General features: G+C 70.9%; 15 protein-coding genes. 14 read left to right on the forward strand and 1 reads right to left on the reverse strand.

Features of this window, described 5'->3' with window-relative positions; all coding sequences use genetic code 11:
- Positions 1-184: 184 nt before the first annotated feature.
- Entirely contained in the window at positions 185-1,102 is a 918-nt protein-coding gene (locus AB0947_RS36240) for a LysR family transcriptional regulator (RefSeq protein ID WP_366754630.1), read from the reverse strand.
- Between the two features lie 129 nt (positions 1,103-1,231).
- Here AB0947_RS36240 and AB0947_RS36245 point away from each other — a divergent pair, with 129 nt between their 5' ends.
- The 14 genes from AB0947_RS36245 (at position 1,232) to AB0947_RS36310 (ending at position 14,785) form a co-directional block, all read left to right on the forward strand.
- Complete coding sequence (locus tag AB0947_RS36245; RefSeq protein WP_366754667.1) at positions 1,232-2,233, forward strand: fumarylacetoacetate hydrolase family protein; 1,002 nt, start codon at positions 1,232-1,234, stop codon at positions 2,231-2,233.
- Positions 2,230-3,192 (forward strand): cyclase family protein, encoded by a 963-nt coding sequence (locus AB0947_RS36250; protein ID WP_366754631.1) that lies wholly within the window; start codon positions 2,230-2,232, stop codon positions 3,190-3,192. Before AB0947_RS36245 ends, AB0947_RS36250 begins: the two co-directional genes overlap by 4 nt.
- Before the next feature lie 23 nt (positions 3,193-3,215).
- Positions 3,216-4,346 carry an FAD-dependent oxidoreductase gene (locus AB0947_RS36255; protein ID WP_366754632.1) on the forward strand — a complete coding sequence of 377 codons (1,131 nt, stop codon included), beginning with the start codon at positions 3,216-3,218 and terminating at the stop codon, positions 4,344-4,346.
- Positions 4,343-5,353, forward strand: coding sequence for an amidohydrolase family protein (locus AB0947_RS36260; protein WP_366754633.1), 1,011 nt, complete (start codon positions 4,343-4,345; stop codon positions 5,351-5,353). Before AB0947_RS36255 ends, AB0947_RS36260 begins: the two co-directional genes overlap by 4 nt.
- A 4-nt stretch (positions 5,354-5,357) precedes the next feature.
- A complete protein-coding gene (locus tag AB0947_RS36265) occupies positions 5,358-6,290 on the forward strand; it encodes a VOC family protein (protein ID WP_366754634.1) in 933 nt (310 codons plus the stop codon).
- Between the two features lie 130 nt (positions 6,291-6,420).
- Positions 6,421-7,473, forward strand: coding sequence for an MBL fold metallo-hydrolase (locus tag AB0947_RS36270; protein WP_366754635.1), 1,053 nt, complete (start codon positions 6,421-6,423; stop codon positions 7,471-7,473).
- Positions 7,474-7,495: 22 nt separating this feature from the next.
- A complete protein-coding gene (locus AB0947_RS36275; RefSeq protein WP_366754636.1) occupies positions 7,496-8,467 on the forward strand; it encodes a fumarylacetoacetate hydrolase family protein in 972 nt (323 codons plus the stop codon).
- Positions 8,464-9,219, forward strand: a complete 756-nt coding sequence (locus tag AB0947_RS36280) for an SDR family oxidoreductase (RefSeq protein WP_366754637.1) — start codon at positions 8,464-8,466, stop codon at positions 9,217-9,219. Before AB0947_RS36275 ends, AB0947_RS36280 begins: the two co-directional genes overlap by 4 nt.
- A gap of 111 nt (positions 9,220-9,330) precedes the next feature.
- Positions 9,331-9,996, forward strand: coding sequence for an SDR family oxidoreductase (locus AB0947_RS36285; protein WP_366754668.1), 666 nt, complete (start codon positions 9,331-9,333; stop codon positions 9,994-9,996).
- A gap of 40 nt (positions 9,997-10,036) precedes the next feature.
- Positions 10,037-10,795, forward strand: coding sequence for a CoA transferase subunit A (locus AB0947_RS36290; RefSeq protein ID WP_366754638.1), 759 nt, complete (start codon positions 10,037-10,039; stop codon positions 10,793-10,795).
- On the forward strand, positions 10,795-11,445 hold the full coding sequence (locus AB0947_RS36295) for a CoA transferase subunit B (RefSeq protein WP_366754639.1): 651 nt from the start codon (positions 10,795-10,797) through the stop codon (positions 11,443-11,445). Before AB0947_RS36290 ends, AB0947_RS36295 begins: the two co-directional genes overlap by 1 nt.
- Before the next feature lie 162 nt (positions 11,446-11,607).
- Entirely contained in the window at positions 11,608-12,822 is a 1,215-nt protein-coding gene (locus tag AB0947_RS36300; RefSeq protein WP_366754640.1) for an FAD-dependent monooxygenase, read from the forward strand.
- 23 nt (positions 12,823-12,845) lie between these two features.
- Positions 12,846-13,886, forward strand: a complete 1,041-nt coding sequence (locus tag AB0947_RS36305) for a cupin domain-containing protein (protein WP_366754641.1) — start codon at positions 12,846-12,848, stop codon at positions 13,884-13,886.
- 32 nt (positions 13,887-13,918) lie between these two features.
- Positions 13,919-14,785: a fumarylacetoacetate hydrolase family protein gene (locus AB0947_RS36310; RefSeq protein WP_366754642.1), complete on the forward strand. Its 867-nt coding sequence runs from the start codon at positions 13,919-13,921 to the stop codon at positions 14,783-14,785.
- The last annotated feature ends 8 nt before the right edge of the window (positions 14,786-14,793 follow it).

Here is a 14,793-nt window from a genome sequence, read left to right on the forward strand (position 1 = left end):
TCGACCCCGTAGGCGAGGATCATCCGGCTGTCGCAGGGGGACGTCGGGTGGGAACGCACCGCCGGGCCCCGTCCGAGCATGCGTCCTGCCCGGCGTCCTGCCCACCCCTGCCGTCATTCAGGTTGCGGATGGATTCCATCAGTCCCGTGGATGACGTCCCGTGTGCGCGTGCGGTGGGCCTCGCTCATCCGCCGGGCGCGTCGGCCATCCGTCTGCCGACCCGCGCGGCGGTCTCCCGCAGCCAGATGTGGGCCGCGTCGTGGGTGTGCACCGGGTGCCACCACAACGCCTCGCGCAGCGGCACCGCCTCGTAGGGCGGCTCCACCACGCGTACGGCGGCGAGCGGCGCGAGGAGCCGGGCGAGGCGGGCCTGGACGAGGGCGATACGCCGGGTTCCGCTGACCAGCAGCGGCATGATCTGGAAGCTGTCCACGGAGACCTCCACGCGGGGCTCGATGCCGAGCATGCCGAGTTGGCGGACGGCCGGGGCGTCGTACGTGCGCTGGTAGGTGACCCAGGGCAGCCGGGCCAGATCCTCCCGGGTCAGCCGGTCCTCGACGCTCGGGTGGTCGTCGGCGACGAGGAAGACCCATCGGTCCTGGTAGAGGTCGGTGGCGGGAAAGTCGCTGATGACGCCGTGCGGCATGAACAGGCCGTCGGTGGTGCTCAGCAGGGCGTCCGTCGCGTCCACCACGGTGGTCGGCGTCTGGGCGAAACGCAGGCGGATGCCGGGGGCCTCCTGGTGGACGACCCGGGCGAGTTCGGCACCGAAGACGGCGACGGCGTAGTCGGAGGCCACGATTTTGAACTCACGGCTCTCCGTGGCCGGGTCGAAGTCCGCCTGGCTTGCGAACAGGCGTTCCAGCAGGTCATAGGCGGTGGATGCGCGATCGAGGAGGACCTGTCCGAGGGCGGTGAGTTCGTAGTGGCCGCCGACCCGGGCCAGCAGGTCGTCGTCGAAGTGCCGGCGCAGGCGGGAGAGCGCCGCGCTCATCGCCGGCTGGCTGAGCCCGACGCGCTGCCCGGCGCGGGTCACGTTGCGCTCCTCCAGCAGGGCGCGCAGGGCGACGACGAGGTTGAGGTCGAGGCGACTGAGATTCACGGGCGGTTTTCCTAGCTTTCCGGGCGATGACCTGCGCAAATTTAGAGCGTGGATGGCTGTTATCCATGGAATCGATTTCCCTGATCGCGGGTGGCGCCTCCAGATTAGTGCCATCGCAATCAGGAGGACCTGCCCGTGAAACCTGAAGCCGCGTCCGCCCTCTTCGCCGGACCCTTCGCCCTGGCCACCCTTTCCGCTCCCGAGGGCCCCGCCTTCCCGGCTCTCGTCACTCCCGACGCTCAGGTGATCGACCTGCGGTCCGCTCTGGGCGACGCCGCACTGACCGTGCGGGGGGTCCTGGACGACTGGGACGCGGTGCTGCCGCGGCTGACCGCACTTGCGGGCGCCGCCGCCCTCGTACGCGGGACGCTGGCGGAGTTCGAAGTGCACGCACCGGTCGAGCCGCGCCAGGTGTTCCAGTCGGGTGCCAACTACCGGCAGCACGTCATCGATCTGCACATCGCGCACCGGGCCCCGGGCGACGACCGGCCGGAGGAGGAGCGGCGCGCGGAGGCGGCGGAGATCATGGACCGGCGGGCCGCCGAGGACCTGCCGTACGTGTTCATCGGCCTGCCGAGCGCGATCACCGGCCCCTACGACGACGTGGTCCTGCCGGCCTGGGCCGACAAGCCGGACTGGGAACTGGAACTGGCCGCGGTGATCGGCCGCCCGGCCCACCGGGTGTCCGTCGAGGAGGCCCTCGACCACGTCGCCGGCTACACCATCGCCAACGACCTGACCGACCGGGCGACTGTCTTCCGCCGGGATATGCCGCAGATCGGGACCGACTGGCTGCGCAGCGCGAACGCCCCCGGCTTCACTCCACTCGGCCCCTGGATAGTGCCCGCCACGTCCATCGCGGACCCGGACGACCTGCGCCTCACGCTGCGGCTCAACGGCGAGACCATGCAGGACGAATCCACCAAGGACATGATCTTCGACGTCGCGCGGATGGTCTCCTATGTGTCGCAGACCGCCCGGCTGCTGCCCGGGGACCTGGTACTCACTGGCTCGCCCGCAGGGAACGGCATGCACTGGGGCCGGCTGCTGCGGGACGGCGACGTCATGGACGCCACGATCACCGGGCTCGGTGCCCAGCGCACCCGCTGTGTGGCGGAGGCGGCACAGTGACCCTGGACCGTACCGACCCCGAAGGGTCCGTAGCACGCGCCGCGAAGGCGTACTCCAACTGGAGTCGTTGGGGCGAAGACGACGTGCTCGGCACGCTCAACTTCCTCGACGAGGCGAAACGCCGTGAGGGCGCCGCGCTGATTCGCCGGGGCGTGAGTTTCTCCCTGTCGCAGCGCTTCGACATCGACGGCCCGCAAAAGGGCTGGCGCCGCCGCACCAATCCGGTGCACACGATGCTGGACACCGGCACGGACGCGGCCCTCGGCAATCAGGGCCTTCCGCACGGCATCGGCGGCGCCGACGACGTCATATCGATGCCGTTGCAGTGCTCCACCCAGTGGGACGGGCTCGGCCACATTTTCGACCACGGCAAGGCGTGGAACGGCCGCCCCTCCGAGCAGGTCGTCACCTCCGACGGCGACCAGGTCACCGGCATCGAGCACATGGCCGCACATGTCGCCGGACGCGGTGTGCTCCTCGATGTCGGCCGGGTCGTCGGTGAGGACGGGGAGCTGCCGGACGGCTTCGCGATCACCGAAGAGCACCTGACCGCGACCGCCGATGCCCAGGACGTCGCGGTCGGCCGCGGTGACCTCGTGCTCGTGCGCACAGGGCAACTCGCGCGCGTCCGCCGCGACGGCTGGGGCGACTACGCCGGCGGCCCCGCTCCCGGCCTGTCGTTCACCACGGCGGGCTGGCTGCACGGTAGCGAGATCGCCGCGATCGCCACCGACACCTGGGGCTTCGAGGTCCGCCCGAACGAGTTCGAGCACGCCTTCCAGCCCCTGCACCAAGTCGCCATCCCCCACCTCGGTCTCCTCATCGGCGAGATGTGGGACCTCGAAGCGCTCGCCGACGACTGCGCCGACGACGGCCGGTACGACTTCTGGCTTACCGCGGCGCCGCTGCCCATCACTGGTGCCGTCGGTTCGCCCGTCAACCCGATCGCGGTCAAGTAGACCGAGGAACAAGGGAGTTCCCCATGACCCAACCCCGCACGGTTCTCGTCGTCGGCGGCGGCGCGGCGGGCAACGCCGTGACGATCCTGCTGCGCCGCGCCGGGTACGCGGTGGACCTCATCGAGGCCAAGGACGACTGGAACGCCACCGCCGGCTCCGGCATCACCCTCCAGGGCAACGCTCTGCGCGTCCTGCGCGAACTCGGCGTCTGGGAACAGGTGCAGGCATCCGGTTTCGGCTTCGGCTCGGTCGGCATCACCGCCCCCGACGGCACCGTCCTGCACGTCCAGGACGACCTGCGCACCGGCGGCGACGACCTGCCCGCCACCGTCGGCATGCAACGGCCGCAGCTCCAGCAGATCCTCATCGACGCGGTGCGCGCCAGCGGCGTGTCGGTCCGGCTGGGCACCACCGCGGAGATCCTGGACCAGGACGCGGACGGTGTCTCCGTACGCTTCAGCGACGGCGCCGAGGGCCACTACGACCTGGTGGTCGCTGCCGACGGCCTCGGCTCCGCCACCCGCGCCGCGATCGGCATCACGGACAAGCCCGAACCGACCGGCATGGCCATCTGGCGCATCGCCGCCCCGCGCCCCGCCCGCGTGACCCGCACCGACCTCGCCTACGGCGGCCCGGCCTACATCGCCGGATACTGCCCGACCAGCGAGACCACCCTGTACGCCTACGTCGTCGAGGCCAACCGCGACCGCGCCGGGATACCGCCCGAGTCGTACGCGGACGAGATGCGCCGCCTGACCCGCTACTACGGCGGCTTCTGGCCCGAGATCACCGCGCACATCACCGACCCGGCGAAGATCAACTACACCTGGTTCGACCGGCTGCTGGTCGAGGACTCCTGGCACCGCGGCCGCGTCGTCCTCCTCGGTGACGCCGCCCACTGCTGCCCGCCCACCCTCGCCCAGGGCGCCGCACTGTCCCTCGAAGACGCCTGGGTGCTCGCTCAGATGCTGACCGCATCCGACCAGTGGAACGACGCACTGTTCCAGGCGTACTACGAGCGGCGGATCGCCCGGGTCCGCCCGGTCGTGGAGGCGTCCGTACAGATCGGGCAGTGGCAGCTCGACGGGGTACGCGACGCCGACGTGCCGGGTTTGATGGGCCGCATGATGACCATGCTCCGGGAGCTGCCGTGACCACGCCGACCCCCACTCCCACGATCGACGTGCACGCCCACGTCCTGCTGCCCGAGGTGGAGGCGCTTGTCGCCGGTTTGCCCGGACACGCCGAGGCCAGGGCCCTGGACGCCCGTCGCAACGGTTCCGCCGCCCTCGCCGTCAGCGGCCCCATGGTGCGCGAGCGCATACCGAGGCTGACCGACCCGGCCGTGCGCCTGGCCGCGATGGACGCCCAGGGCGTAGACGTCCAACTGGTCAGCCCCTCTCCCTCGCACTACCACTACTGGGCGGACGAAGACACGGCCGAGAAGGTGTACCGGCTGGCTAACGAGACGACGGCGGCGCACTGTTCGGCCGCCCCCGACCGGCTGCGCGGCCTCGGCCTGGTGCCGCTGCAGCACCCGGAGCAGGTGGTCCGCGCCCTGGACCACGCCCTGGAGCAGGGCCTGGCCGGGGTGGAGATCTCCAGCCATGCCCCGGGACGCGAGCTGTCCGACCCGGCCTACGAACCGTTCTGGGCCCGGGCCGAGGAGAGGGGCGCGCTGGTCTTCCTGCATCCCTTCGGCTGCACACTCGGCGAACGGCTCGACCAGTGGTACCTGTCGAACACCGTCGGCCAGCCCACCGAGAACGCCGTCGCCCTCTCCCACCTGATCTTCTCCGGGGTCCTCGACCGGCACCCCGCGCTGAAGATGGTCGCCGCCCACGGCGGCGGCTACCTGCCCACCCACATCGGCCGCTCCGACCACGCCTGGTCCGCCCGCTCCGACGCGGGCGCGGGCTGCGCGCACCTGCCCAGCAGCTACCTGCGGCGGCTGTACTTCGACTCCCTCGTCCACGACCCGCACGTCCTGCGGGAGCTGATCCGGGTGGCCGGCGCAGACCGGGTGCTGCTCGGCTCCGACTTCCCCTTCGACATGGGAACCGAGGACCCCCTCGGTTTCCTGCGCGCCGCCCGCCTGTCCCAGCCCGACTTCGACGCCGTCCGCGGCGGCACGGCGGCCGCACTCCTGAGGAAGGACTGACACCATGCGTCTGCTCACCCATCTGCGGCACGTCGACCTCGCCGTGCCCGACTACGACAAGCAGCTCGACTTCTACGCCGGTGTCTGGGGCCTGACCAAGGTCGCCGAGGACTCCGGGATCTCCTTCCTCGCCGCCGAGGGCTCCCCCGAGCAGTACGTCGTCCGGCTGCGCAAGGCCGAGGAGAAGCGCCTCGACCTCGTCTCCTACGGCGCCGCGTCCGCCGCCGACGTCGACACCCTCGCCGAACGACTGCTCGCCGGGGGCGTCCAGTTGATCACCCAGCCGGGCAAGATCGACACCCCCGGCGGCGGGTACGGCTTCCGCTTCTTCGACGTCGACGGCCGCACCATCGAGGTCTCCGCCGACGTCGAGGTGCGCCGGCACCGCAGGATCGAGGAGAAGGAGGCGATCCCGGTCAAGCTCTCCCACGTCGTCCTCAACTCCCCCGACCTGAACCGCACCCGGGAGTGGTACGAGACCCACCTCGGCTTCCGTCTCTCCGACACGCTCAGCTCGCCGCACATGGGCGAGGTCATGCACTTCCTGCGGATCTCCAGCCAGCACCACTCCATGGCCCTGGCCAAGGGCCCACACACCTCCCTGCACCACGTCTCCTTCGAGATGCGCGGCATCGACGAGTACCTGCGTGGCTCCGGCCGCGTCATCCGCGCCGGGTTCAAGAAGATCTGGGGGCCGGGCCGGCACATGGCCGGGGACAACACCTTCACGTACTTCCTCGACCCGCACGGCAACACCGTCGAGTACACCACCGAGCTGGAGTGCCTGGACGAGGACACCTGGCACCCGCACGTCTACGACTTCTCCCGGCCCGAGGTCACCGACCAGTGGGGCACCGCCAACCCCATGAACGAACTCGTCGCCAAGGAGTCCTTCAACGACCCCGACCGCGGCGTCTTCGTCGCCCCGCCGGTCTGATCTCGCACCCAGTCCCCGGGGACGCGACAGCCGCGTCCACGCCCTGACTCGCGCCGCCGCGTCCCCGGACCCGCCGCCTCGCTCCTCCCCCCACGGCTCCCACGTCAGCGACGATCGAAGGAACCGCCCGATGACCTCTCGTACGCCCTCGCTGTCCCGGCGCGGCCTGCTGGCCGGCGGCGCGGCCGCTACCGCTTTCGCCGGCGCTCCGCAGTCCGCCGAGGCGCGGGACAAATCCCGGCCGAGCCCGGGCACGGTGGTGCACCTGCTGGGCACGGCGGGCGGCCCCCCGCCGTACGGCGAGCGCATGGGCATCGCCTCCGCGGTGACCGTCGGCAGCGACACCTACCTGGTGGACTGCGGCCGGGGCGCGGTGACCCAGTACCTGCGGGCGGGGCTGTCGATGCCGTCGCTCAAGGGAATCTTCCTCACCCACCTCCACGCCGACCACATCGTGGACTACTTCGACTTCCCGCTGCTGTGCGCCGGCGTGCTGCCGCCCCAGACCGGACTCGGCGGCACCGTGCGCGTGTGGGGTCCGGGGCCGAGCGACACGGTCACCGCTGGTCCCGTCACCCCCGGGCAGCCCGCGCCGGGCGTAGTCGAGACCACCCGGCGCGCCAACGCCACCTTCGCCGCCTCCACCAACGCCTTCGTCGCCGAGGGCTTCGGTATCGACCCCGTCTCCATGCTGGACGTGACCGAGCTGCCGGCGCGGCCCGGCACGGTGGTGACCGTCCTGGAGACCGCCACCGTGAAGGTGACGGCGACCAGAGTCCCGCACGGCAACATGTCCCCCTCGTACGCTTACCGGTTCGACACCGCGGACGGCTCCGTCGTCTTCTCCGGCGACACCAGCCGCAGCGACGACCTCGTCGCGCTGGCCCGCGGCTGCGACCTGCTGGTCCACGAGGCCGTCGATGCCACGTGGTTCGAGGAGCAGGGCATGCCCGCCCGCCTCGTCGACCACATGCGCGAGGTCCACACCGACATTTCCGAGGTCGGCGAAATCGCCGCCGCCGCGGAAGCCCGCCGGGTTGTCCTCAGCCACCTCGCGCCGGCCGACCCGACCCAGTTCCCCGACCGCGAGTGGGCTGCGGCCGCCCGCAGCTCCGCCCGCGCGGCCGGCTACCGGGGCCACCTCACCGTGGGCCACGACCTCATGCGCATCCCCCTCGCCTGACCCCTCCCTCAGGAGCCGCACCATGCGTTTCGCCGCCTACGAACACCACCACCGCCACCGCGTGGCCGTCGTCGAGGGCGACGGCACCCTCTACCCGCTGCCCGAAGTCACCGCACTCGCCAACCTGCTCGCGCAGGCCGACGGACTGCCCGGACTGCTCGCCGCCGGCCGGGCCGCCCTCGACGTCCCGCACGGCCCCCACGTCTCCGAAGTACAGCTGCTGCCCCCACTGCAGCCGGCGTCGGTCCGGGACTTCGTCACCTTCGAGGAACACGTCGAGGGCGTGCGACGCTCGATCAACGGCGTCACCGGGGTCCCCGAGCAGTGGTACGCGGCTCCGACCTTCTACTTCACCAACCCGCACGCCGTCTACGGCCACGGCGACGACATCCCGGTACCGCCCGGTTCGGCCGTGCTGGACTTCGAGCTCGAGGTGGGCGCTGTCATCGGCCGGGAAGGCCGCGACCTCACCCCCGAGCAGGCCCGCGACCACATCGTCGGCTACACCGTGTTCAACGACTGGTCCGCGCGCGACCTGCAGGGCACCGAGATGACGGTCGGCCTCGGCCCCTGCAAGGGCAAAGACACCGCCACGACCCTCGGTCCGTACCTGGTCACCGCCGACGAGCTGGAGCCCTACCGGGACACCGACGGCTTCCTGCGTCTGGCCCTCACCGCCGAGGTCAACGGCGAGACGGTCGGCGAGGACCTGCTGTCCAACATGAGCTGGACCTTCGAGGAGATGACCGCCTACGCCTCCCGCGGCACCCGCGTCATCCCGGGTGACGTCCTCGGCTCGGGGACCTGCGGCAACGGTGGCTGCCTGGCCGAACTGTGGGGCCGACGCGGCGAGCAGACCCCGCCGCCGCTGAAGCGGGGCGACACCGTCACCCTCACGGTGGAGGGCATCGGCACCCTGACGAACACCGTCGTCCCCGGCCCCGAGCCCGTATTCCTGCCGACCGGCCGGCGCCGCAGCCGGGAGCGGCCGTGAGCGACCTGCACCCCAAGCGGCTGCTCGGCAAGGTCGTCGTCGTCACGGGCGCAGCCCGGGGCCAGGGCGCCGCCGAGGCCGAAGCCCTCACCCGCGAGGGCGCCCGGGTCATCGCCACCGACGTGACCCCGGACGGAAAGTGCAGCCGCCTCGACGTCAGCAGTAGCGAGGAGTGGGCCGCACTGGCCGCCGAGCTGCGGGCGGCGTACGGGCAGGTGCACGGCCTGGTGAACAATGCCGGCGTCACCTGGCGGGCCCGGGTCGGTGACGTGCGGGCCGAGGATTTCGAGCGGGTGCACTCCGTCAACGTGACCGGTCCGCTGCTCGGCATCCAGCACCTGAGCCCGCTGATGCCGCCCGGCTCCTCGATCGTCAACGTCGGATCCTCGGCCGCGCTCACCGCGCACTACCCGGTCGCGTACACCACAAGCAAGTGGGGGCTGAGAGGCCTGTCGAAGACCGCTGCGCTTGAACTCGGCCCGCGCGGCATCCGCGTCAACACCGTCCACCCCGGCTACATCGAGACCGAGATGACGGCCTCCGCCGCCCCCGCGTTCCGCGAGGCCAACCTCCGGGAGACCCCGCTCGGGCGCACCGGCACGGTCGATGAGGTGGCGCCGCTGGTCGTGTTCCTGCTGTCGGACGAGTCGTCGTTCATAACCGGTGCGGAGATCCCCGTGGATGGCGGCCTGACCGCGCACGGCGGGGTCAAGTCCGTATCCGACGCCGTGCTCACCGAGGCCCGCGGATGAAGCGGCTCGACGGCAAGGTAGCCCTGATTCCCGGCACCGCCAGGGGCCAGGGCCGGGCGGCAGCCCTGCGGTTCGCCGCCGAGGGGTGCCCTGGTCGTCGGCGGCGACCTGCTGCACGAGGAGGCCCTTCAGACCCAGCGGCTCGTCGCCCGCGAGGGCGGCACCATCCTCACGCCGGGCCCGCTGGACGTCACCGACAAGGACTCCGTGCGGTCCTGGACCAAGGCCGCCGTGGACGCGTTCGGCGGCGTCGACATCGTCTACGCCAACGCCGGTGCCGTCCGCTCCGAGGTGATCGAGCCGCAGTTCTACGAGGACTTCGCGTCCACCGTGCGCGCCGAGCCGGACTCGGCGCGGCTGATGGTCCAAGCCGCCTGGCCGCACCTGGTCCGCAGCCGCGGCTGCGTAGTGATGGTCAGTTCGACCTCCGGTCCGAGCGGCTCCCCCACCAGCCCGCGCACCGCGCCGCCGGCTCGCAAGGGCGCAGTGATCGCGCTGACCCAGCAGCTCGCCGCGGAGGGGGGCCCGCACGGTGTCCGGGTCAACTGCGTCAGCCCCGTAATGATCAACACCGATGGCTCCCGCGCCACCCTGCTCGCCGACGACCACCCGATGTACGACATCGCCCGCCACGTCCCGCTTGGCCGGTTGGGCACCCCGGAGGACGTCATGAACGCGGCCGTCTTTTTGACCTCTGAAGAGTCCGCTTACATCACCGGCACCCACCTCGTCGTCGACGGCGGGTGGTCCGCGGGCCTGCCTGGCGCCACCGCCTGAACCACCTGTGCCCGAACGCATCCCGGAAGGAACCAAGTACGTGAACAAGGTCTGCGGCAGCGCCGCCGAGGCGGTGGCCGGCATCCCCGACGGTGCTTCGCTCGCCGTCGGCGGCTTCGGCCTCTCCGGTGTCCCCGCCGTCCTCATCGACGCCGTGTACGAGCAGGGCACGACCGGACTGGAGGTTGTGTCCAACAACTGTGGTGTGGACGGCCGCGGTCTGGGCGTCCTGCTCGCCGCGGGCCGCATCGCCCGCGTCACCGGCTCCTACGTCGGCGAGAACAAGGAGTTCGCCCGCCAGTACCTGGGCGGCGAGCTGGAGGTGGAACTGACCCCGCAAGGCACGCTCGCCGAACGGCTGCGCGCCGGCGGCGCCGGCATCCCCGCCTTCTACACCCCGGCCGGCGTCGGCACCCAGGTGGCCCAGGGCGGCCTGCCCTGGCGGTACGCGCCCGATGGAGGCGAAGTGGCCGTCTCCTCACCGCCCAAGGAGACCCGGGAGTTCGGAGGCCGCCCGTACGTCCTGGAACACGGCATCACCACCGACTTCGCCCTCGTACGCGCCTGGCGCGGCGACCGCCACGGCAACCTCGTCTTCCGGCACGCCGCCGCCAACTTCAATCCCCTCGCCGCCATGGCCGGGCGCATCACGATCGCTGAGGTCGAGGAGCTCGTCGAGCCCGGCGAACTCGCCCCCGACCAGGTGCACCTGCCCGGCATCTACGTACAGCGGATCGTCACGCTCACCCCCGAGCAGGCCACCAACAAGCCCATCGAGAAGAGGACGGTGCGTTCCTGATGTCCTGGACCCGCGACCAGATGGCCGCCCGCGCCGCCGCCGAACTCGGCGACGGCTCCTACGTCAATCTGGGCATCGGCCTGCCCACGCTGATCCCCGGCTACCTCCCGCCCAGCGTCCACGTCGTGCTCCACTCCGAGAACGGCGTCCTCGGCACCGGTCCCTACCCGTACGAGGACGAGGTCGACCCCGATCTGATCAACGCGGGCAAGGAGACCTTCACCGTCCTGCCGGGTGCTTCCTTCTTCGACTCCGCGCTCTCCTTCGGCATGATCCGTGGCGGTCACATCGACACCGCCGTCCTGGGCGCTATGCAGGTATCCGAACGGGGTGACCTCGCCAACTGGATGATCCCCGGGAAGATGGTCAAGGGCATGGGCGGTGCCATGGATCTCGTACACGGCGCCCGCCGCGTCATCGTGCTGATGGAGCACACCGCCAAGGACGGCAGCCCGAAGATCCTGCGGGAGTGCGCGCTGCCCCTCACCGGTGAGCGGTGCGTGCACCGGATCATCACCGACCTCGGCGTCATCGACGTCACCGAGGACGGTCTCGCCCTTGTGGAAACCGCCCCTGGCGTCACCGTCGAGGACATCACCGCCCGGACGGAAGCCGCCTTGCGAATGGACAGCGTCTCCGCCGCCTGCTGACCGGCGACGCACAGCAAGTCTCACCACCGACGAACCATTGACACACAGGAAACACCCTCACAATATGATCTGTACACCAATGATTTATGTACGGATCATTGCGGAACCGGTCCGGACCGCCTCCGCCCCGGGTGCCCTCCCGTGCCGACTCATGGAGGCCAGATGTCTGTCACCCCTTCTCCACTCCACATCGCCATAGTCGGCGGCGGCATCGGCGGACTGGCCGCAGCGCTGGCGACCGCCCGCGCCGGCCACCGCGTGACACTCGTGGAACGAGCTGCCCACTTCGGCGAGATCGGAGCCGGCCTGCAGCTCGCCCCGAACGCCTCCCTCGCCCTCGACGAACTCGGCGTGCTTCCGGCTGTCCGGCACACCGCGGTAGCCCCACCCCGGCTGGTCATGATGGACGCCCTCACCGGGGACGAGATCACCGCCCTCGATCTGCGCAGCGCGGCGTATACCGATCGCTTCGCGCACCCCTACCTGGTCACCCACCGCACCGACCTGCACGCTGCGTTGCTGGCCGCCTGCCAGGAGCATTCCGGTGTCACGCTGCGCACGGGACACACCGTCACCGACGCCGAACAGGACGGGTCCTCGGTCCACCTGTACTTCGCGGAGCGCCACACACGGCTGACCGCCGACGCAGTCGTCGCAGCGGACGGTCTGCGTTCCCGCCTACGGCAGGCGCTGGTGGGCGACGGAGAACCGGTCTGCTCACGCTACGTCGCGTTCCGCGGCGCCCTGCTCACCGAGAAGATGAGCGGCCGGATGTCCCAGCACGCCGCCTCGGAAGCGGTGATGGTCTGGGCCGGCCCGCGCATGCACCTGGTGCAGTACCCCGTACGCCGCGGCGAGCTGTACAACCAGGTCGCCGTTTTCGAGAGCGACCACTACACACCGGACTCCGACGACTGGGGCACCGAGGCAGAGCTGGAGGAACGCTTCGCCGGCACCTGCGATGCCGTGCGCGACGCGCTGCCGCTCGTCTCCCGCGACCGTCGCTGGCCGCTGTACGACCGCGCCCCGATCGACACCTGGGTGCACGGCCGGATCGCCCTCCTCGGAGACGCCGCCCACCCCATGCTCCAGTACCTCGCCCAAGGCGCCTGCCAGGCAGTGGAAGACGCCGTGGCCCTGGGCGAGGCCCTCGGCCAGCACCCCGACCCCGCGGACGCCTTCGCCGCGTACGCCGACCGGCGCCGCGGCCGGGCGGCCCGCATTCAGACCAACGCCCGCCGTTTCGGCGAGATCTGCCACCTGGAAGGCATGGGAGCCACCCTGCGCAACATGCTCCTCGCCTCGCGCGGTCCCGAGGCGTTCGACGACATCTCCTGGGTGTGGACCCCCACCCCCGCGCCTGCTCCCGCCCTGTGATCCGGATCGCGTAGGAGGACACCATGACAACCGACGACCTCGCCTACAAGGCCCTGGAGGGCCTGGGCGCCGCGCCTCTGTGGCGCTTCTACAGCAACCTGTTTCCCGCCCAGCCAAAGAGCCGCGCCGTCCCTTATCGCTGGAGCTGGCGCGAACTCCGCCCGCACCTCCTGCACTTCTCCGAGACCCTGTCTTTGGAGGAGGCCGAACGACGGGTCCTCATGCTCGTCAACCCCGGCCTCACCGACCCTCCGGCCACGGTCAACACCCTCTACGCGGGCCTGCAGATCATCCTGCCCGGCGAGACCGCACAGGCGCACCGGCACACCTCCAACGCCTTCCGCTTCATCCTCGAAGGCGACGGCGCCTGGACCACCGTCAACGGTGAACGGGTCTTCATGGCCCCCGGCGACCTGCTGCTCACCCCGGGCTGGCACTGGCACGACCACACCCACGAGGGCGACGGACCGATGATCTGGCTCGACGCCCTCGACTACCCCCTGGTCAACGCCCTGGAAGCCGGCTTCTACGAGCAGTACCCGCAGCGGCTCCAGCCCGTCACCAAGCCCGACGACGCCGGCAGCCGCCAGTTCCTGCACGGCCGGCTCACCCCTGCCTGGCTCACCCAGGACGGACCCAGCTCGCCCGTCACCCGGTACACCTGGCAGGAGACGGAGCGCGCCCTGGACGCCATCGCCGACACGGCCGACGGCAGCGACGTCGACGGCATCGTCCTGGAGTACACCAACCCCTGGACCGGCGGTCCGGTCATGCCCACCATCGGCTGCCGCGTTCAGCGGCTGCGCCCCGGCTTCGAGGGCGCCGGCCGCCGCCACACGGCCTCGACCATCTTCAACGTCGTCCGCGGGGAGGGCGCCACGATCGTCGACGGCGAGCGGCTGGAGTGGTCCGAGCACGACACCTTCGCCGTCCCCGGCTGGGCGTCCTACCGCCACGTCAACACCTCGGCCTCCGCGGACGCCGTCCTGTTCTCCTACAGCGACGAGCCGGTCATGCGCTCCCTCGGCCTCTACCGCACCGAAGACGCCGATCCCGGCGCCTGATCCGCCCACCCGACACTCACAAGGAGGCCAGCATGCGTCTGGCACTGTTCAACAAGGGACACCTCGGACTCGTCGAGGGAGACGACCTCATCGATGTGACCGACCAGGTCGCCGGAGGCGACACCGCCGGCCCCGTCGGTGCGCTCCAGCGCTATATCGAGACGGCAGCCGACGAGGGCACCGTCCGCTTCGACCTCGCCGGCCGGCCCCGGATCCCGTTGACCGAGGCTGCCCTTCAGGCCCCGCTTCCCCGCCCCGGGAAGATCATCGGCGCGCCGGTCAACTACCACGATCACAAGGTCGAGATGGAGTACACCACCTCGGTCGCGGACCTCGGCGTCTTCCTCAAGGCGAACTCCTCCGTCATCGGGCCGGGCGAGGACATCCTCCTCCCCTACTCCGACAAGCGCACGGACCAGGAAGGCGAGCTGGGCGTCGTCATCGGACGCACCGCGTCACACGTCAGCGCGGACAACGCCCTGGACCACGTCTTCGGCTACACCTGCGTCCTGGACATCACCGTCCGCTCCGGCGAAGACCGCTCCACCCGCAAGTCCTTCGACACCTTCACCCCCCTCGGCCCCTGGATCGCGACCGCGGACGAGATCCCGGATCCGGACACGCTCGACCTGCGCTGCGACGTCGGCGGCACCACCCGGCAGCGCACCAACACCGCGGACCTCATCTTCGGCGTCCGGGAACTGATCGCCTACACCTCCTCCGTCATGACCCTGCACCCGGGCGACGTGATCGCGACCGGCACCCCGGCCGGAGTAGGACCGCTCAGCCACGGTGACCGCGTGATCCTGGACATCGAGAAGGTCGGTCGCCTAGAGGTCGGTGTCGACGGCTCCCGTGCCACCCCCTACGACCAGCGCCCCGGCCGCCGCAGCCGCTGACCGCCGCT

The sequence above is a fragment of the Streptomyces sp. NPDC047841 genome (genome assembly GCF_040704085.1).
GTDB lineage: Bacteria > Actinomycetota > Actinomycetes > Streptomycetales > Streptomycetaceae > Streptomyces > Streptomyces argyrophylli.